The following is a 19008-nucleotide window of genomic DNA, read 5'->3' on the forward strand; positions in this document are numbered from 1 at the left end:
ATGTATCTTAAATCGATTGAAATGCAGGGCTTTAAGTCCTTTGCGGATAAGACTAAGGTAGTCTTTGATCGTGGAGTGACTGCTGTTGTAGGGCCGAATGGTTCTGGCAAGTCTAATATTACAGAAAGTCTACGTTGGGCCTTGGGAGAGTCGTCTGCTAAAAGCCTACGTGGAGGTAAGATGCCAGACGTCATCTTTTCGGGAACAGAAAGCCGTAAGGCTCTTAACTATGCCTCGGTTGTCGTGACCTTGGATAATAGCACAGGTTTTATCGCCAATAAACAGAAAGAAATCAAGGTAGAACGCCACATCTATCGGTCAGGGGATAGTGAGTACTTGATTGATGGGCAAAAGGTTCGTCTACGGGATATTCATGATCTTTTCATGGATACGGGCTTGGGACGTGATTCTTTCTCTATCATTTCACAAGGGCGGGTTGAAGCAATTTTCAATTCCAAGCCTGAGGAACGCCGTGCTATTTTTGAAGAGGCGGCAGGGGTCTTAAAATACAAGACGCGTAAAAAAGAAACAGAAAGTAAGTTGGCACAGGCCCAGGGCAACTTGGACCGCTTGGATGATATTATCTATGAATTGGATAATCAGGTCAAACCATTAGAGAAACAGGCACAAACTGCTAAGAAATTTCTAGAATTAGATGGTCAACGTAAGGAGTTATACTTAGATGTTTTGGTGGCTCAGTTGTCGCTTGGTAAGGAAAAGTTATCGGAAAAAGAAGCCGAACTAGAGTCTGTCAAAACTGAATTGACTAGCTACTACAAACAGCGTTCTGAGTTGGAGCAAGAAAATCAGAACTTGAAAGAGAAGCGCCACCGCCTTTCAGAACAATTGGAGCGTGAACAGGCAGTTCTGTTGGATTTGACCAAGTTAATCAGTGATTTGGAGCGAAAAATTGAGGTCCATAAACTGGAATCTAGTCAAAACGAATTAAGTCGTCAAGAAGCGCAGGCGCGTTTGGAAAACTTGTTGACTAGACAAGAGCATTTGGCAGAACAGATTGAGCGAAAGCAAGAAACGCTTGCGCAATTAGATGGTTCCTTGTCTAGCTTGAAAGACGATATTGCTGCGGTAGACAAAGAAATTTCCTACTTTTCAGAAGATCCTGATCAAGTTTTAGATCATCTGCGTGAACAGTATGTTGCTCTGATGCAGGAAGAGGCAGAAGCTTCAAACAGTCTGACCAAGATTCAGCAGGATATTGCCAATCAAATCAGTCTTTCTGAGAGTAAATCTGAAGACTTGGCACGCTTGCAGACGGAAAAACAAACAGCTCAAGAAGTGCTTGATAAGAGTCGGAAAAGTTTAGAAGAAGCTGATCACGTGTTACGCCGGTTACTTGAGAGCTATCAGACCAAAAAATCAGAATTGGATCAAACCCAGACTGCTTATCAGGCTGAGCAAGGTCGCTTGTTTGATTTGCTGGATCAGTTGAAAGGCAAGCAGGCTCGCCAGTCTAGTTTAGAAGCTATTTTAAAAAATCATTCCAATTTCTACGCGGGGGTTAAGGCTGTCTTACAGGCGGCACCAAGCTTAGGAGGAATTATTGGAGCAGTCAGTGAACAATTGACCTTTGATACTCGTTACCAAACGGCTTTGGAAATTGCTCTTGGCGGTGCTAGTCAAAACGTCATCGTTGAAGATGAAGCGACTGCTAAACGAGCAATCGCATTTTTGAAAGAAAAACGGCAAGGACGGGCAACCTTCTTACCTCTAACAACTATCAAGCCACGTCAGCTTTCTGGACAGCAAGTCTCTTTACTAGAATCTTCAGAAGGATTCTTGGGGCTTGCAAGTGATTTGGTGACTTATCAGCCAAATTTAGATGCGATTTTCCAAAATTTGCTAGGTACTATCGCGATTTTTGATACCATTGACCATGCCAATCAGGCGGCGCGGGCAACCAAGTTTCAAGTGCGTATGGTGACCATGGATGGAGCGGAAATCCGTCCTGGTGGAGCCTTTGCTGGTGGTAGCAATCGAAATAACAGTACGACCTTTATCAAACCAGAACTAGATGCTCTTTTAGGAGAAATAGCAGAGCTGTCTAGCCAGTTGCAGGAGCAAGAAAGCTTGGTTGCAGCTAAGAAAACTAGCTTAGACCAAACCAGAGAAGCCTTGGAAACGATTAAGGCGGAGGGGGAAGAAGCTAGATTGAACCAGCAGAGCGCAAGGATTCATCAGGAACAGGCAGAAAATAGACTGGCTCAGCTATCAGCCCAGTATGACCTGCAAATGAGTCAGGTTAGTCCGACCATTTTGACTGAGCTAGAAGAGGCTGCTGCTAAGGAAGAAGTAAATGTCCAAGCCTTGAATGAGAAAAAACTAGCCTTGGATCAACAAATCAATCAAGTCCGTGATAATCGCGACAGTATTCAAGAAAGCTTGCAGAAACTACAGACTCAGAAGGGTCAACTAACTTTGGAACAGGCTGAACTGACTAGCCAACTTCGTTTTGAACAGACAGATTTGAGACGTTTGCAAGAAGAAAAAGTGGTTGCAGATAAGGAAATTTCTCTTTTAGAGGATATGATTGACCAGAAGCTAGAAGCTCTTGAAGATACTAGTATTGAGATTCTTGAAGAACAATTGCAGGCCGCATCTGATAAGCAAAACCAGACCAATCAGATTCTAATTCGCTTAAAGTTTGAATTGGAAGATATTGATGGGCAGTTTGAAGACTTGGAAGAAAGATTGCAACAAGCTCGGACTAAGAATGATGATTTGATTCGTAAGCAGGCTAAGTTAGAGGCGGATTGTGAGCAAGCGGGCGATAAATTACGGACTTTACTTGGTAATTTGACCGAGCATTTCAAATTGAGTTTTGAAGCTGCTCAGTCTCAGGCCAAGGAAGTTGAGAATCTTGCAGTTGCTGAACAAAGCCTCAAAGACCTAGAAAGAGCTATTCGTGCTTTGGGCCCAGTCAATTTGGATGCTATTGAGCAGTATGACGAGGTCAATAATCGCCTTACCTTCCTCAATGAGCAACGGACAGATATTTTGTCGGCGCGTGATTTACTACTAGATACTATCCACGAGATGGATGATGAAGTCAAAGAGCGCTTCAAGGTTACTTTTGAAGCTATTCGCGAAAGCTTTAAGCAGACATTCAAACAAATGTTTGGCGGTGGTTCAGCGGATTTGATTTTGACAGAAGGTGACCTATTGACTGCGGGTGTGGAGATTTCAGTTCAACCTCCGGGTAAGAAAATTCAATCTCTCAATCTTATGTCAGGTGGCGAAAAAGCCCTTTCGGCCCTCGCTCTGCTATTTTCCATTATCCGTGTTAAGACCATTCCTTTTGTAATTCTCGATGAGGTGGAGGCAGCCTTGGATGAGGCGAATGTCAAACGTTTTGGCGACTACCTCAACCGTTTTGATAAGGAGAGTCAGTTTATCGTCGTGACCCACCGTAAAGGGACCATGGCGGCAGCGGATGCCATGTATGGGGTGACCATGCAGGAATCTGGCGTGTCCAAGATTGTTTCCGTTAAGCTGAAAGATGTGGAGAAATTATGATTAACAAAATTTACGCCAGTGATATGGATGGTACCTTTTTACGAGAAGACCATAGTTTTGATAAGGAACGGTTTCGTCGTATACTGAATCAGTTTAAAGAAAAAGGTTATTTATTTGTGGCAGCAAGTGGGCGATCTATGCAAAGCCTGAAACTTGTTTTTGAAGATTTTGTAGATGAAATCGGTTTTGTGGCAGAAAATGGTTCAATCGTTGAATATCAGGGGCAGACTATCTTTATGGATGATCCAATTAGTCCTGAAATCTATCTGCCGATTATCGCGGGTATTGATGCAGGTCCCTTTGGTAGCAGTCGTTCCATGGTGCTGTCTGGACTCGAAAACTTTTATTTATTAAAAAATGCTGAGCCTCAGTTTTTAGAAGCGATGACGAATTATTACGCACATTTTCGATTGGTAGACACATTTGAAGAAGTTCGAGAAGAGATTATAAAAATCAATGCCAAATTTTCTCCTGAGGAAATGGACGATGCCAGACGATGGTTAAATGATACATTTGAAGGTGTAACGGCCATGACAACTGGTTTTGACAATATTGATATAATTCCAAATGGTTCAAATAAATCAGTTGGATTGAGCCATCTCTGTGCTTATTTTGGAATTACTCGTCAGGATGTAGTGGCATTTGGTGATAATCAAAATGATTTAGATATGTTTGACTTTGCAGGTCTGGCTCTTGCGACAGAAAATGCAAGAGAGGAAGTGAAGGTCCAGGCAGATTCTATTATTGGTCATTGCAATGATGGGGCAGTATTAGCCTATTTAGAGGAGGAAGTAAATGGCAATTAAGTTGATTGCATTGGATTTGGATGGAACACTTCTGACATCGGACAAACGGATTTCAGAAGCAAATAAAAAGGCCTTGCAGGCAGCGCGTGAGCGTGGAGTTTATGTAGTTCTGACAACAGGGCGTCCTTTACAAGCTATCGGTACTTTTCTAGAAGAACTAGATCTGCTAGGGGAGAATCAATATTCGATTACATTTAACGGTGGTCTAGTCCAGGAAAATACAGGTCGGGTTTTGGATAAGGTTGGCTTTACCATTGAAGATGTGCGCACCATCCGTCGTGTGACAAATGATTTGGACCTGCCTCTGGATGTTCTCTATGGTGGTGATGTCTATTCTCTACCATCAGCCCATGAATCACTTTATCTAACTTGTAATCCATTGCTTAATAAAATTGTGGCAAGCGATGAGGAAATGCCAGAAGATTTTGTCTACAATAAGGCAGTTTCAGCTGTGGCAGCAGACTTTTTGGATGGACAAATTCCAAAAATTCCTGCGGAACTTCACGAGCGCTTCGAGATTTTCAAATCGCGTGATATTCTGCTCGAGTGGAGTCCAAAAGGTGTTCATAAGGCAAATGGTCTGGCTAAGTTGATTGGACATCTGGGGATTGATCAGTCAGAAGTTATGGCCTGTGGCGATGAAGGAAACGATCTTTCGATGATTGAATGGGCTGGTCTGGGTGTTGCCATGGCTAATGCGACTGATGAAATCAAGTCTGCGGCCAACCTTGTCCTGCCAAAAACCAATGATGAAGATGGCATTGCTTGGGCCATCGAGCACTATGTATTGAATGAGGACTAGTATGGGATTATTTGATCGATTATTTGGACAAGAAAAACAAGAGGAGCAAGTCGCTCTTGTTGAAGAAGTGGAAAGGGAGCAGTCGGCTTCTAGCGAAGATACAGTAACTACTGAAGTTGAGTCAGCTACTCAAGAAATGGAAGAGTTCCAGTCTGAAGTAGCAGAGCCTGAATTGACAGCCGAACAAGAAGCTCAGAAACAACGGACCTTAGACATGATGGCTCAGTATTATGCAGCCAAAGAAGCTGCTGCAGCTCGAGTGAAGGAAGCGCAGGAACAAGGTTTTGACCCTGCTATTCAAACCAAGGTCAAGGAAGAGCCTGTTGAGGAAGTTGCTCCAGTAGAGCAAGAAAGTGAGCAGGACAAGTACCAGCGTACCTTGAAAAAAACTCGTACAGGATTTGGAGCAAGGCTCAATGAATTCTTTGCCAATTTCCGTTCGGTTGATGAAGAATTTTTCGAAGAGTTGGAAGAAATGCTGATTTTGTCAGACGTAGGTGTGCAAGTTGCTTCTACGCTGACAGAGGAGCTCCGCTATGAAGCCAAGCTACAAAATGCCAAGAAGACAGATGAACTCCGTCGGGTTATCATCGAAAAATTGGTGGATATTTACGAAAAAGATGGTCAATTCAGCGAGCAGATCAATTTCCAAGATGATTTGACAGTCATGCTCTTTGTCGGTGTCAACGGTGTTGGGAAGACGACGTCTATCGGTAAGTTAGCCTACAAGTACAAGCAGGCTGGCAAGAAGGTTATGCTGGTTGCAGCGGACACCTTCCGTGCGGGTGCGGTAGCCCAGCTGGTCGAGTGGGGTCGCCGTGTCGATGTGCCAGTAGTCACAGGACCTGAAAAGTCAGACCCAGCCAGCGTGGTCTTTGACGGGGTAAAACGTGCCGTGGCAGAAGGCGTGGATATTCTCATGATTGATACAGCAGGTCGCTTGCAAAATAAAGAAAACCTCATGGCAGAGCTGGAAAAAATCGGTCGCATCATCAAACGGACTCTGCCTGATGCACCGCATGAAACCCTCTTAGCACTAGATGCCTCCACAGGTCAAAACGCCCTCAGTCAAGCCAAGGAATTTGCAAAAATTACCCCATTGACAGGTCTTGTCTTGACCAAGCTAGACGGTACGGCCAAGGGGGGTGTCGTCCTTGCCATCCGTCAGGAACTGGATATTCCAGTTAAGCTGATTGGTTTCGGTGAGAAAATTGATGACATTGGAGAATTCAAATCCGAAGAATTCATGCGCGGGCTTTTGGAAGGATTGGTGTAATATTGAAAAAAGTCGTTAGTTGAAAAACTAGCGACTTTTTCTATCTGTATGCAGCAGTGAGTAAATGGCAATATCCACAATACCACGATTGTTTCGAGCGGCTTGGCGGAGAGTTCCTTCATAGGTCATACCGACTTTTTCCATGACACGACCAGAAGGACGATTTTCACTATCGTGAACAGCTGTAATCCGTAAACAGCCCACTTCCTCCAATAAATAGTGATTAACAGCTTCAAGAGCTTCGGTCATATAACTTTGCCCCCACCATTTACTGCCCAACACCCAACCTAATTCGGCAGCTTGGACTCTTTCATTAAGGTTGACAACGGAAATAACTCCAATATGTTGCTTACTTTCTTTGAACTCGATTACCCAGCTGTATGTTTTTTCCTATGAATAGGATTGGATACAGAACTGGATGTAGTCTTGGGTATCTTGAATTGTCTGATGAGTTGGCCAGGTCAGATAGGTGGTAACCCTTTCATCTGAAGTCCAGTTTTGGAAAACTGATTCAACATCGCTTGCTTGAAAAGGGCGTAAAATTAGATGTTCTGTTTCTAAAATCTGAGTTCCTTTATGTTGCATCTTATTTCCTCCTCAACAATGCCTCAATCCAGTCGGGTGCGTAGGCAGAAGTACAGCCTTTTGGCACCTTCATATCGGAATAGACCGCGAGTTCCTGACCGATTGCAAGCCCCTGTTCCAGATAGTCAGGATAGGCAACTGCAATTTCTACCAAACATTGATTCATGGTCCATTGGATCAATGGGTCAGCGGTTTGCAAATGCTGGCGAATATGGTCTAGAGACTCTTCGATTTCTTGATTTGAGGCAGTTCTTCCAGCAAAATATTTGGCACGGAGGAACCAGCCAAGGCGTTGAAAAATAGCTTGATCTTTGGCAAGCAAATCTTCTTCCCAAACCCTGCCGTCTTTTCGTTTGCTGAGAATGATGGAAGCCAGCTTATCGAGCACATTGACCGAAATTTGTTCATTGAGGCAATTCTCTAGGTCAGCTTTGGGAAGCTGGTCAGGCTTATTTTTTGCAATTTGAATAGCTAAATATTGTGCTTCTAGGACACCTGTTTGCCAGAGTGGGGCAAACAAGTCCAGTCGATTTTTATAAGCTTTTGCGATACTAGAAATAGCTCCCATTGGAACGCCGTAGTAGGGCTTAGTTTCGCCAATTTTTTCGTATCGCTTGAGTGTGCCAGTGTGGCTGGCTGCTTCAAGCTGTGTGAGAATGGTGTTTAATTCAGTCATAATTATCTCCCAAAAAAACTGGAGTACTCCAGTTTTTATATATAGTCGTTTAGTTTGCTTTTAGTACAAGGTAACGAGGTGCAGGTTGCTAGAACAGCCTAGAGGCTGTTCTAGGTTGGAAATAAGACATGCGAAGCAAGTCACTTTCGTGGAGTACGGCAAAGTGAGTTAACGAAGCAATCAAGGATAAACTAAATGACTATTTCAACAAACCACGTTCACGGTACCAGACATCTGGAGTCCATACCCACTTGCAACCGTAGCTTTCTAGCAAATCAAAGGCTGCTTGTGGTCCCATGGTTCCTGCTGGGTAGGTGTGGAGTGGGACTTGGTTATTTGCCCATAAATCAACAATGCGGTCAATCAAGCTCCAGCTTGCCTTAACCTCTTCCCAATGGCTAAAGTTGGTAGAGTCGCCATTTAGAACATCGAAAAAGAGTTTCTCGTAGGCTTCAGGTGAATTACCCAGAGCAGTAGCATTGTGGCGGAAGTTGAGTTTGGCAGGAGTAAGAGCAAAGTGGGAACCAACTTCCTTGCCGTTGATAGAGAGCATGAAGCCTTCTGTTGGCTGGATGAAGATGGTCAATACATTGGCCTCAGAAGGCTGACCAAAAATATCTTCCGCATGCTTGAAGGTGATGGTCACGCGCGTGCCCTTTTCTGTCAGGCGTTTACCTGTACGGAAGAAGAAAGGTACATCACGGAAACGGTCGGTATCAACGAAGAAGACACCTCCTGCAAAGGTTTCCGTCTGAGAACCTTCGGCAATATTTGGTTCATCCAAGTAGCTAACGTAGTCTTTTCCGTCGATGGAACCTGCAGCGTACTGGCCACGGATGAAGTTGCGTTTGAGATCTTCGTCTGAAGGTTGACGTAAGTGTTGGAAGACCTTGATCTTCTCCGCACGGACATCTTCTTCTTTAAAGCTGGCTGGCTTATCCATTGCCAAGAGAGAAAGGACTTGAAGTGCATGGTTTTGAACCATATCTTTTAAGGCGCCAGAATGGTCGTAGTAGCCACCACGGTCCTCAACCCCAATCGCCTCAGCAAAAGTGATTTGGATATTGTCAATGTAATCGCGGTTCCAAATATGTTCAAATATAATATTGGCAAAGCGGACAGCGAAGATGTTTTGCACCATTTCCTTACCAAGATAATGGTCGATACGGTAGATTTGGTCTTCATTGAAGGCTGCGGCTAATTCATCATTGAGTTTGCTTGCAGTTGCAAGGCTTGTTCCGAATGGTTTTTCGATAATCAAACGCTCAAAACCTTGTCCGTCAACGATCTTCTCAGACTTGAGGTGTTTGGCAATGGTTCCGAAAAATTCTGGCGCCATAGAGAGGAAGAAGACCTTGTTGTGCTGGGTATCGTATTTTTCACACAAGTCGTCCTGCAATTTACGAAGAGCTACATAATGTTCCGTGTCATTGACATCGTGGCTTTGGTAGTAGAAATGACTAGCAAATTCATGAGCTTGACGTGGTGTGTCAGGCAGATCACCTAGTGATTCAATGACGGTTTGCTCAAAAAATTCCTTAGTCCAGGGTCTGCGAGCTGTACCAATTACTGCAAAGTTTTCCTTGATGTGTCCAGCCTTATAGAGGCGAAATAAAGATGGGTAAAGTTTGCGTTTGGCAAGGTCGCCACTAGCACCAAAAATTGTAAACAATACATGTGATGACATAATTTCATTCCTATCTGTTGAATATCATTAATAGTATACCACAAATTGTCAGAAAATTCACTTTTTTAGTTGGAATTATTAGAAAACACGGTAGACGTACGGGGAATCTGGCTGTTCAATCTGAACCATCGATTGTAATTCAAGTGTTGGGAGATTTTGTTTCAACGATGTGTGGTAGGAAACCTTGACTGTTCCTCTGGCTTTTACCCAAGTATTGTTAGGAAATTCTGTGGTAGCCCCCGTAGAGAGTAAGCCATATACCCCAGAATCAGCAATGCAATGAATAATACCAAAGCGGAAAAGGAAAAATTGCTGGCTATTGTCAGGGTCATTGTAGACAAATCCAATCATTTCAATCGTTTTTCCTGAAAATTCTGTAGGATAGTCGTAGATTGCTTCCATCACTTCCATATAGTTTTCATTAGTAACGACAATGGTTTCTTCAGCCAAGTATCTGTCAGCAATTTCACGCATCTGGTTTTGATAGGCAGATTTTGTAAAATAAATAGACGTATCAGGCTTGAGATACTGAACAGTCGTCCCTTCTTGGTTTTGTGTATTAGTATCGTTTTCTGCTGCTAGTGGGAAATGATAGCCCTTGGCAGCAACAGTTGTTGAATCCAGGCTGACCGTAGGAAAGAGCCAGGCTATAGCAAGAGGAATGAGCAGTAGTCCAATGCTTGATAGTTTGGCAATTGTGCTTTTTAAATGGCTATGTACTCGAATTTCTTTTACCCAGACATACAATTGTACGATGGCAAGTATGAAAGATAAAACCATGGATAGATAGGCTAGATAGCTATAGTGCAGATTAATGTATTGGTCTAATTTTCCAGAAATATAGAGATACATGGTCATTTCAAAGTAACCTGCAAGAATTAAAAAACGAATCATACTATACCTCCAAGTATCAGACTATATCCCAAAATAACGAGAGTGATAGTAATGATAAAACCGGCTATAAATTTTCCCTTGAAATAATGTTTCATCATGAGCAAGTTTTTAACATCCACCATGGGTCCGATAACTAAGAAAGCCATTACTGGGGCGAATCCGAAGCTGGATAGTAGTGATGCACCAATAAAGGCATCGGCTTCAGAACATAGGGAAAGAAGAAAGGCCAGCAACATCATCAGTAAAATAGCTGTTAATGGACTGTGACCGATGGTAGTCAGGACAGCGGTTGGAATATAGACTTGTACGAGACTGGCAAATAGACAACCAAAGATTAGGTAACGTCCCGTATCAAAAAATTCATCAATGGCATGAATAAGTGCGAAGCCAACTTTTTGCCAGCTGGTTTTATCTGAATAATCATGCTGGTGATGGTCAAACTTGTTTCCTTTAAGAATTGGTCCTTTTACGAAAAAACCAAGAATGATTCCCAATACTAGGGATACAATGATGGCTCCTAGGGCTCTATAGAAGGCGAAAAGTAGGGAATTGCCAAAAGCGGTAAAGGTTGCAAAAAGGACGATGGGATTAATGACAGGAGCCGTTACTAAAAAGGGAACAGCAGTGTAACTAGGTACTTTTTTCTCTAATAGTCGATTGACAATAGGGACAATACCACATTCGCAAGACGGAAAAATGAAGCCGATAAAGGTTCCAAATAGAATGGCAAGAAACTTGTTTTTAGGTAAGAGTTTACGAACCTTATCTGGTGTTATAAACACATCGATAAAACCTGAAATAATAGCTCCAATCAAGACAAAGGGCAAGGCTTCAATCATGATAGACAGGAAAATAGCCCCCGCCTGTAGGACGGAGGTAGGTAATTGATCAAGACCAAACATATTATTTTTTATCCTGATTCAAGTTGTTTTTCTCGGAATGTTCTTTTGATTTTGGATCTGGATACTCAATTTCTTCCAATTTTTCAAATGAAGCAAATTCTTCCAGCATCTTTTCTAAATCATCTTGTCGTTTATAGGTTACAGCCATAGGGCGCCTCCAAAAATTTTATATAAACATTATACATTTTTTGCTAAAAATTATCTAAAGGAATCTGTTTTTATTGAAGCGCAAATATAGTTCGCACCCTCAAATCATGATATAATATTCTTATGAAAACAAGAATATCAGAATTAGTTAGCGTGCTCAATCAATACGCTAAAGAGTATTATCAATTAGACCAACCTAGCGTATCAGATGCAGAATATGATACGCTTTATCGTGAATTAGTAGAGCTAGAAACGGCTTATCCAGAACTGATTTTACCAGATAGTCCTACCCATCGGGTCGGGGGAAAGGTGCTAGACGGATTTGAAAAATATAGTCATGTTTATCCTCTTTTTAGTTTGCAGGATGCCTTTTCTCGTGAAGAGTTAGAAGCTTTTGACCAGCGAGTTCGTAAGGAATTTCCTCAAGCAACGTATATCTGTGAATTGAAGATTGATGGTCTATCTATTTCCCTGACCTATGAAGCGGGTAATTTAGTCGTGGGTGCTACACGTGGTGACGGTAGTGTCGGTGAAAATATCACAGAAAATCTCAAACGAGTGGCTGATATTCCTTTGACCTTACCCGAAGCTGTGGACATCACTGTCCGAGGTGAGTGTTATATGCCAAAGGCTTCTTTTGACCGTGTTAACAAACAGCGTCAGGAGGCTGGTGAAGCTGAATTTGCTAATCCGCGTAATGCAGCAGCAGGGACCCTCCGCCAGCTTGATACGGGAGTGGTGGCCCAGCGTGGCCTCGCTACCTTCCTCTACCAAGAGGCTAGTCCATCTGAAGCGACTAGTCAGTCACAAGTACTGGAGAAACTGGATGCTCTGGGATTTGTGACCAACCACGAATATTGCTTGGCGGAGTCGATTGATGACACGTGGGATTTTATTGAAAAAATAGCAGAGCGTAGAGATGATTTACCCTATGAGATAGATGGTGTTGTCATCAAGGTAAATGATTTAGCTATACAAGAAGAACTAGGATTTACAGTAAAAGCGCCACGATGGGCAGTAGCTTACAAGTTTCCAGCTGAGGAAAAAGAAGCAGAAATCTTGTCGGTTGATTGGACTGTTGGCCGAACAGGTGTTGTGACACCAACTGCCAATCTTAGTCCTGTTCAACTGGCAGGAACGACTGTCAGTCGAGCGACCTTGCACAACGTAGATTATATCGCCGAAAAAGATATTCGTATTGGCGATACGGTCATTGTTTATAAGGCGGGAGATATTATTCCAGCAGTTCTGAAAGTGGTGGACAAGTATCGAAAAGAGCAAGAAATCATGCCCATTCCTAGTCATTGTCCGTCTTGTCAGAGCGACCTACAACACTATGAGGACGAAGTTGCCCTCCGCTGTATCAACCCTATTTGTCCTAGCCAGCTGATGAGTAAGTTGGAACATTTTGCAAGTCGGGATGCCATGAACATCGCAGGGCTAGGGTCTTCAATCGTTGAAAAACTCTTTGGGGCAGGCTTGGTACACGATGTTGCTGATATTTATAAATTAACTGTTGATGACCTATTGACTTTGGAAGGTTTCAAAGAAAAATCAGCTGACAAGCTCTATCAAGCCATTCAAACTTCTAAGAGCAACTCAGCAGAACGCCTCCTATTTGGACTAGGTATTCGCCATGTAGGTAGTAAGGCAAGTAAGATTTTAGTAGAAAAATTTGGTGATTTAGAAACTCTAGCATTTACTGATCAAGAAGCAATTGCTTCGCTAGAAGGGCTTGGTCAGGTTATTGCTAAGTCTTTGACAACTTTTTTTGCTAGTGAGGGTGCGCAACAACTTTTAGCCGAACTTAAGGAAGCTAAGGTAAACTTAACCTATCTCGGACAAGTAGTAGATGAAAATGCTGCGCTATCGGGTATGACAGTTGTACTGACTGGTAAATTGGAGCGAATGAAACGAAACGAAGCCAAAGCCAAATTAGAAGCTTTAGGGGCAAATGTAGCGGGATCTGTTTCTAAAAAAACTAATCTTGTGGTTGCCGGAACAGATGCAGGCAGTAAATTGACCAAAGCACAGGAGCTAGGTATCGAAATTAAAGATGAGGCTTGGTTAGAGAGCTTGTAAAGGTAAAACGATGGAAGAAAGAAAACGTGCTAGACTAATATATAATCCGACCTCAGGTCAAGAAATCATGAAGAAAAATGTGGCCGAAGTATTGGAAATTTTGGAAGGCTACGGTTATGAAACTTCAGCTTTCCAAACAACTGCTGAGAAAGACTCTGCAAAGAATGAAGCTACACGTGCGGCGCTTGCAGGCTTTGACTTGATTATAGCGGCTGGTGGAGATGGAACGATCAACGAAGTCGTCAATGGAATTGCTCCGCTTGAAAAACGTCCGCAGATGGCCATCATACCGACTGGCACCACCAATGACTATGCGCGTGCCTTAAAAGTGCCTAGGGGAAATCCTGTAGAAGCAGCTAAGGTTATCGGTAAGCAGCAGACCATTTTAATGGATATTGGTTTAGCCAAAAATCAAAAAAATGGTTTTCATCAAGAACATTATTTTATCAACATTGCTGCGGCAGGTACACTTACGGAGTTGACCTACAGTGTTCCCAGTCAACTTAAGACCATGTTTGGCTATTTGGCCTATGTAGTAAAAGGAGCAGAACTCCTACCACAAGTACAATTTACACCTGTTCGTGTAGAGCATGACGAGGGAGTATTTGAAGGCTCGGTTTCAATGATTTTTGTTGCCTTAACCAATTCAATTGGAGGTTTTGAACAGATCGTTCCAGATGCTAAGTTAGATGATGGTAATTTTACCTTATTGATGGTTAAAACAGGAAATCTATTTGAAATTCTGCATTTGATTCGTCAAGTCTTAGACGGTGGCAAACACATTGAGAGTGATTTAGTTGAATACATAAAAACCAAGAGCCTATCCATCGAAAATCTGAACCCAGATAACCGTCTACTGCTCAATCTAGATGGAGAGTTTGGTGGGGAAGCCCCTGTACGTCTGTACAACCTATCAAACCATATAGAGTTTTTCGCAGATACAGATCTGGTTTCTGACCATGCAATCACTCTTGATACTGATCAGATGAATCGAGAAGATATGGCCAAACGATTCATTGAAGAAACAGACCATATTGATGAAGCTATTAAATAGGAAGAAAAGATGAAATACTCTTTTCTTTTTATTTTACAAAAACGAATTAAACGCTTACAATGGCGGTATTTTCTTGACAAATAGATGTTTTAGGAGTATCCTTACATGGTATTAAATTTTAAAAGGAGAATTCGTTATGAGTTTAGGCGCATTGGCCCTTGGATTGGCCTGTCTTGGTGTAAGTATCGGTGAGGGACTGTTGGTGGCTTCATACCTTAGTTCGACTGCACGTCAACCAGAAATGCAAAGTAAATTGATGGCTGGTGTATTTTTGGGTGTTGCCTTTATCGAGGGAACTTTCTTCGTAACCTTGGCTATGACATTTGTCTTGAAATAGTAGAAAATAGAGAAATAGAAAAGGGGGGAACCTCCATTGGAAGAACATTTAAGTCCAACCCTTACCCTTGGTCCCGTAACCTTTGACCTGACCATGGTATTGGTTTCTGTCATTACCATTTCCATTATTTTCTTACTTGTTTTTTGGGCTAGTCGTCGGATGGAGCTCAAGCCAAAAGGAAAACAGAATGTTTTGGAGTACGTTTACGAATTGACCATCAATTTTACAAAAGGGAATCTTGGCGATGCGGAAGCAAAGCGGTATTCCTTGTTCTTCTTTACAGTCTTTACTTTCCTTTTGGTTGCCAATAATCTAGGTTTGATGACCAAATTGGAAACAGCAGAAGGACATAATTTGTGGACTTCTCCAACGGCCAATATGGCTTACGATTTCGGTTTGGCAACAATTGCAACAGTATTTTGTCATGTTGAGGGTATTCGTCGTCGCGGTTTCAAGGCATACCTCAAATCTTTTGTGACACCCTGGGCTATGGCTCCAATGAACATTTTGGAAGAAGTGACCAACCTTGTGTCGCTTGCTCTTCGTCTGTACGGTAACATTTATGCTGGTGAAGTGCTTGTCTCTCTTCTTCTACAATTATCTCAACAAAGTGCACTTGCATATCCAATTGCCTTTGCTCTGAACGTTGTTTGGACAGCATTTTCTGTATTCATTTCATGCTTGCAGGGATATGTATTTATCATGTTGGTATCTATGTACTTAAATAAAAAAATCAGTAGTGAGAGTGAATAGGAAAGGGAAAGACAACTATGGCAACAACTATTACAATGCAATCTAGTACCATTCTTGGAAACTTTATCTTGGTAACAGCCTCATTTGCAGTACTTATTATTCTTATTCGTGTTTTTGCATGGGATAAAATTACAGGTATTTTTGAAGAACGTGCCAATAAGATTGCGAACGATATTGATGCTGCAGAAGAAAAATTAACAGCAGCAGCAAACCTTGTTCAACAACGTGAAGACGAGTTGGTACAGGGACGTATTGAAAGTCAAAAGATTATTCAAGACGCGGTTGAACGCGCAAAACTAGAGAAAAAACGTATTCTTGAGCAAGCAGATGTTGAAATTCAAGGATTGAAGCAAAAAGCTCAATTGGAAATTGAAGCTGAAAAACGTGAAGCACAAGAAAACTTGCGTGTTCAAGTTGCTGAATTGGCAGTTGATCTTGCAAGCAAAATTATTTTGGAAGATTTGGACCAACAAGCTCATAGTAACTTGATTGACCGTTATTTGGACAAACTAGGAGACAAGTAGATGAACGCTAGAGAAAATGCCATCGTGCAAAAATATGCTCTATCATTTGTTGAAAAAGTCAGTGATCATGCAGATATTTGGGATATGTATGACCAGATTTCTGACTTGATTTCCATCATTCATGATAGTAAGCTGAATCGACTCTTGCTGTCAGCGACAGTATCGAGAGAAGAAAAGGCTGATTTTGTAAGGACGGTACGTCAATCTAGTTTCTGGCAAATCAATGACTTGATTGAAGATGTTATTCGTGATGGTCATGCAGACTTGCTTCTTGAAACCCTTGAGCGTGTCCAATTACAAATCAGTAAATTTAAAAATGAATTTGAAGCCCGTGTGGTTTCAGTCTATCCGTTGACAGAAGCTCAAAAAGAGCGTCTCCGTCACTTGGTAGAACAACGATTTTCCTTGCGTGTACGCAATATCACGGAAGAACTTGATCAAAGTCTCCTCGGTGGTTTTATTGTAACGGTTAACCATAAGGTAATCGATGCAAGCGTTCGGACACAGTTGAAGGACGTTAGAAAAAAACTTTAGAAAATAGAAAGTGGTGTTCTTTTGATTAATGCACAAGAAATTAGCGCTTTACTAAAACAACAAATTGAAGGCTTTCAGCCTGACTTTGACTACACAGAGACTGGTGTCGTAACCTATATCGGTGACGGTATCGCCCGTGCGCAAGGTCTTGACAATGCCATGAGTGGAGAGCTTTTGGTATTTGAAAATGGCACCATTGGTATGGCACAAAACTTAGAAACCAACGATGTTGGTATCATCATTCTCGGACAATTTACCGATATTCGTGAAGGATCAGTTGTTCGTCGTACTGGTAAAATTATGGAAGTACCAGTTGGTTCGGCTTTGATTGGTCGTGTCATCAACCCACTTGGTCAACCGGTGGATGGTCTTGGTGAAATTCGTACTAGTAAGACTCGTCCGATTGAATATCCAGCACCAGGTGTTATGCAACGTAAGTCGGTTAATGAACCGCTTCAAACTGGTCTCAAGGCTATTGACGCTTTGGTTCCGATTGGTCGTGGTCAGCGTGAATTGATTATCGGTGACCGTCAGACAGGGAAGACATCTGTAGCTATTGATGCTATTCTCAACCAAAAAGGCCAAGACATGATTTGTATCTATGTGGCTATCGGTCAGAAAGAGTCAACTGTTCGTACTCAGGTTGAAACCCTTCGTCAATATGGTGCTTTGGATTACACAATCGTAGTAACTGCATCTGCTTCACAACCGTCTCCATTGCTTTTCTTGGCTCCTTATGCTGGCGTTGCCATGGCAGAAGAGTTCATGTATGAAGGCAAACACGTCTTGATTGTTTATGATGATTTGTCAAAACAAGCGGTAGCTTACCGTGAATTATCTCTCTTGCTTCGTCGTCCTCCGGGTCGTGAAGCCTATCCAGGGGATGTATTCTACTTGCACAGTCGTTTGCTAGAGCGTTCAGCAAAGGTTTCAGATGAATTGGGCGGCGGCTCCATTACAGCTCTACCATTTATCGAAACACAAGCGGGAGATATTTCAGCTTACATCGCGACCAACGTGATTTCAATCACGGATGGACAAATCTTCTTGAAGGACGATTTATTCAACTCTGGTATCCGTCCAGCCATTGATGCGGGTTCTTCTGTATCACGTGTAGGTGGCTCTGCACAGATTAAGGCCATGAAAAAGGTGGCAGGTACCCTTCGTATCGACTTAGCTTCTTATCGTGAATTAGAAGCCTTTACGCAATTTGGTTCGGATTTGGATGCAGCAACTCAGGCCAAACTCAACCGTGGTCGTCGGACTGTGGAAGTGTTGAAACAACCATTGCATAAGCCACTTCCAGTTGAAAAACAGGTTTTGATTTTGTATGCTTTGACAAATGGCTTCTTGGATTCAGTGCCAATTGATGATATTTTGGCATTTGAAGAAGAACTGTACGCATATTTTGATTTGCACTACGATGGTCTTTTGGATGTTATTCGTACAACAAAAGATCTTCCTGATACAGATGAATTGAATGCTGCTATCCAAGCTTTCAAAGACCAGTCTGTCTTTAAGTAAAGGAGTGAATAATGGCAGGTTCTCTAAATGAAATCAAGTCAAAAATTGCATCAACTAAGAAAACCAGTCAAATCACCGGTGCCATGCAGATGGTTTCGGCTTCTAAACTAGCCAAATCAGAGCAATTAGCGCAATCCTTTCAGATCTATGCTAGTAAGGTTCGTCAGATTACAACGGATCTCTTGCGTGGAGAATTGATGGCTTCAGATACAAGCAATCCAATGCTGATTCGTCGTCCAGTTCAAAAATCTGGTTATATTGTCATTACATCTGATAGTGGACTAAAAGGTTCTTATAATTCCAGTATTTTGAAGGCTGTGATGGGAATGATTGAACAGGACCATGACTCAAAAGATGAGTATGAGATTATTGCTATTGGTAGCATGGGAGCTGATTTCTTCCGTGCCCGTGGTATCAATCCTGTCTTTGAATTGCGCGGTTTAGCAGACAACCCAAGTTTTGAAGAGGTTCAAAAAATCATTTCTAAGTCTGTTGAGATGTACAAGAACGAACTCTTTGATGAGTTGTATGTTTGTTATAACCACCATGTCAATAGTTTGACCAGTCAGGTGCGTGTACAGCAGATGCTTCCTGTAGAAGATTTGGACCACAATGAAGCAGATGGTTATACATCTACTTTTGAATTGGAGCCAAACCGTGAAGTCATTTTGGAGCAATTGTTGACCCAATATGCAGAATCAACCATTTACGGAGCGATTTTGGATGCTAAAACTGCTGAAAATGCGGCTGGTATGACGGCCATGCAGACAGCAACGGATAATGCTAAGAATGTCATTAATGATTTGACAATTCAATACAATAGGGCTCGTCAGGCAGCTATCACTCAGGAAATTACTGAGATTGTAGCAGGTGCCTCAGCCCTTGAGTAAT

At 42.2% G+C, this 19008-nt stretch carries 17 protein-coding genes and 1 pseudogene; 12 read left to right on the forward strand and 6 right to left on the reverse strand.

Annotated features, from left to right (window positions below; translation table 11 throughout):
• The 4 genes from smc to ftsY are packed head-to-tail and all read left to right on the forward strand — an operon-like array spanning position 1 to position 6418.
• The gene (gene smc, locus NOL38_RS00235) at positions 1-3534 is read left to right on the forward strand and encodes a chromosome segregation protein SMC (protein ID WP_277941061.1); all 3534 of its coding nucleotides are present in this window, start codon (positions 1-3) and stop codon (positions 3532-3534) included.
• Positions 3531-4340 (forward strand): Cof-type HAD-IIB family hydrolase, encoded by an 810-nt coding sequence (locus NOL38_RS00240; protein WP_277941062.1) that lies wholly within the window; start codon positions 3531-3533, stop codon positions 4338-4340. Before smc ends, NOL38_RS00240 begins: the two co-directional genes overlap by 4 nt.
• Positions 4330-5142: a Cof-type HAD-IIB family hydrolase gene (locus tag NOL38_RS00245; protein WP_014637797.1), complete on the forward strand. Its 813-nt coding sequence runs from the start codon at positions 4330-4332 to the stop codon at positions 5140-5142. The genes NOL38_RS00240 and NOL38_RS00245 overlap by 11 nt, the downstream gene beginning before the upstream one ends.
• A gap of 1 nt (position 5143) precedes the next feature.
• Positions 5144-6418 carry a signal recognition particle-docking protein FtsY gene (ftsY, locus tag NOL38_RS00250; protein ID WP_277941063.1) on the forward strand — a complete coding sequence of 425 codons (1275 nt, stop codon included), beginning with the start codon at positions 5144-5146 and terminating at the stop codon, positions 6416-6418.
• A gap of 27 nt (positions 6419-6445) precedes the next feature.
• Here ftsY and NOL38_RS00255 read toward each other — a convergent pair.
• The 6 genes and pseudogenes from NOL38_RS00255 to NOL38_RS00280 all read right to left on the reverse strand — a co-directional run bounded on the left by NOL38_RS00255 (position 6446) and on the right by NOL38_RS00280 (position 11310).
• Positions 6446-7003, reverse strand: a pseudogene (locus tag NOL38_RS00255) (GNAT family N-acetyltransferase).
• A gap of 1 nt (position 7004) precedes the next feature.
• A complete protein-coding gene (locus NOL38_RS00260; protein WP_277941064.1) occupies positions 7005-7679 on the reverse strand; it encodes a DNA alkylation repair protein in 675 nt (224 codons plus the stop codon).
• A gap of 199 nt (positions 7680-7878) precedes the next feature.
• On the reverse strand, positions 7879-9366 hold the full coding sequence (gene zwf, locus NOL38_RS00265; protein WP_277941065.1) for a glucose-6-phosphate dehydrogenase: 1488 nt from the start codon (positions 9364-9366) through the stop codon (positions 7879-7881).
• 78 nt (positions 9367-9444) lie between these two features.
• Positions 9445-10260: a TIGR03943 family putative permease subunit gene (locus NOL38_RS00270; protein WP_277941066.1), complete on the reverse strand. Its 816-nt coding sequence runs from the start codon at positions 10258-10260 to the stop codon at positions 9445-9447.
• Entirely contained in the window at positions 10257-11162 is a 906-nt protein-coding gene (locus tag NOL38_RS00275) for a permease (protein ID WP_024386524.1), read from the reverse strand. Before NOL38_RS00275 ends, NOL38_RS00270 begins: the two co-directional genes overlap by 4 nt.
• 1 nt (position 11163) lies before the next feature.
• Positions 11164-11310: an SPJ_0845 family protein gene (locus NOL38_RS00280; protein WP_012027144.1), complete on the reverse strand. Its 147-nt coding sequence runs from the start codon at positions 11308-11310 to the stop codon at positions 11164-11166.
• A gap of 122 nt (positions 11311-11432) precedes the next feature.
• On the opposite strand from NOL38_RS00280, the gene ligA reads away from it, so the two are divergent.
• From ligA to NOL38_RS00320, 8 genes are all read left to right on the forward strand, one after another.
• Positions 11433-13391, forward strand: a complete 1959-nt coding sequence (ligA, locus tag NOL38_RS00285; protein ID WP_277941067.1) for an NAD-dependent DNA ligase LigA — start codon at positions 11433-11435, stop codon at positions 13389-13391.
• 10 nt (positions 13392-13401) lie between these two features.
• Positions 13402-14445 (forward strand): diacylglycerol kinase family lipid kinase, encoded by a 1044-nt coding sequence (locus NOL38_RS00290; RefSeq protein ID WP_002939803.1) that lies wholly within the window; start codon positions 13402-13404, stop codon positions 14443-14445.
• A 136-nt stretch (positions 14446-14581) separates the two neighbouring features.
• Complete coding sequence (locus tag NOL38_RS00295; RefSeq protein ID WP_002936021.1) at positions 14582-14782, forward strand: F0F1 ATP synthase subunit C; 201 nt, start codon at positions 14582-14584, stop codon at positions 14780-14782.
• A 36-nt stretch (positions 14783-14818) separates the two neighbouring features.
• The gene (gene atpB, locus NOL38_RS00300; protein ID WP_002936020.1) at positions 14819-15535 is read left to right on the forward strand and encodes a F0F1 ATP synthase subunit A; all 717 of its coding nucleotides are present in this window, start codon (positions 14819-14821) and stop codon (positions 15533-15535) included.
• Positions 15536-15552: 17 nt separating this feature from the next.
• Positions 15553-16059 (forward strand): F0F1 ATP synthase subunit B, encoded by a 507-nt coding sequence (gene atpF, locus NOL38_RS00305; protein ID WP_002936017.1) that lies wholly within the window; start codon positions 15553-15555, stop codon positions 16057-16059.
• Positions 16060-16593 carry a F0F1 ATP synthase subunit delta gene (locus tag NOL38_RS00310; protein WP_024400742.1) on the forward strand — a complete coding sequence of 178 codons (534 nt, stop codon included), beginning with the start codon at positions 16060-16062 and terminating at the stop codon, positions 16591-16593.
• A 3-nt stretch (positions 16594-16596) separates the two neighbouring features.
• The gene (atpA, locus tag NOL38_RS00315; protein WP_032497571.1) at positions 16597-18117 is read left to right on the forward strand and encodes a F0F1 ATP synthase subunit alpha; all 1521 of its coding nucleotides are present in this window, start codon (positions 16597-16599) and stop codon (positions 18115-18117) included.
• Between the two features lie 11 nt (positions 18118-18128).
• Complete coding sequence (locus NOL38_RS00320; protein WP_024398204.1) at positions 18129-19007, forward strand: F0F1 ATP synthase subunit gamma; 879 nt, start codon at positions 18129-18131, stop codon at positions 19005-19007.
• Position 19008: the final 1 nt, after the last annotated feature.

This window comes from Streptococcus suis (genome assembly GCF_029616525.1).
Classification (GTDB): Bacteria; Bacillota; Bacilli; order Lactobacillales; family Streptococcaceae; genus Streptococcus; species Streptococcus suis_AF.

What these genes read in the sequence shown, in the direction of transcription:
- NOL38_RS00280 (WP_012027144.1), bottom strand. Translation starts at nt 11,310, where the DNA reads ATGGCTGTAACCTATAAACGACAAGATGATTTAGAAAAGATGCTGGAA.
- NOL38_RS00310 (WP_024400742.1), top strand. Translation starts at nt 16,060, where the DNA reads ATGAACGCTAGAGAAAATGCCATCGTGCAAAAATATGCTCTATCATTT.
- NOL38_RS00270 (WP_277941066.1), bottom strand. Translation starts at nt 10,260, where the DNA reads ATGATTCGTTTTTTAATTCTTGCAGGTTACTTTGAAATGACCATGTAT.
- NOL38_RS00275 (WP_024386524.1), bottom strand. Translation starts at nt 11,162, where the DNA reads ATGTTTGGTCTTGATCAATTACCTACCTCCGTCCTACAGGCGGGGGCT.
- ligA (WP_277941067.1), top strand. Translation starts at nt 11,433, where the DNA reads ATGAAAACAAGAATATCAGAATTAGTTAGCGTGCTCAATCAATACGCT.
- ftsY (WP_277941063.1), top strand. Translation starts at nt 5,144, where the DNA reads ATGGGATTATTTGATCGATTATTTGGACAAGAAAAACAAGAGGAGCAA.
- NOL38_RS00245 (WP_014637797.1), top strand. Translation starts at nt 4,330, where the DNA reads ATGGCAATTAAGTTGATTGCATTGGATTTGGATGGAACACTTCTGACA.
- NOL38_RS00295 (WP_002936021.1), top strand. Translation starts at nt 14,582, where the DNA reads ATGAGTTTAGGCGCATTGGCCCTTGGATTGGCCTGTCTTGGTGTAAGT.
- smc (WP_277941061.1), top strand. Translation starts at nt 1, where the DNA reads ATGTATCTTAAATCGATTGAAATGCAGGGCTTTAAGTCCTTTGCGGAT.
- NOL38_RS00320 (WP_024398204.1), top strand. Translation starts at nt 18,129, where the DNA reads ATGGCAGGTTCTCTAAATGAAATCAAGTCAAAAATTGCATCAACTAAG.
- NOL38_RS00260 (WP_277941064.1), bottom strand. Translation starts at nt 7,679, where the DNA reads ATGACTGAATTAAACACCATTCTCACACAGCTTGAAGCAGCCAGCCAC.
- atpF (WP_002936017.1), top strand. Translation starts at nt 15,553, where the DNA reads ATGGCAACAACTATTACAATGCAATCTAGTACCATTCTTGGAAACTTT.
- NOL38_RS00290 (WP_002939803.1), top strand. Translation starts at nt 13,402, where the DNA reads ATGGAAGAAAGAAAACGTGCTAGACTAATATATAATCCGACCTCAGGT.
- zwf (WP_277941065.1), bottom strand. Translation starts at nt 9,366, where the DNA reads ATGTCATCACATGTATTGTTTACAATTTTTGGTGCTAGTGGCGACCTT.
- NOL38_RS00240 (WP_277941062.1), top strand. Translation starts at nt 3,531, where the DNA reads ATGATTAACAAAATTTACGCCAGTGATATGGATGGTACCTTTTTACGA.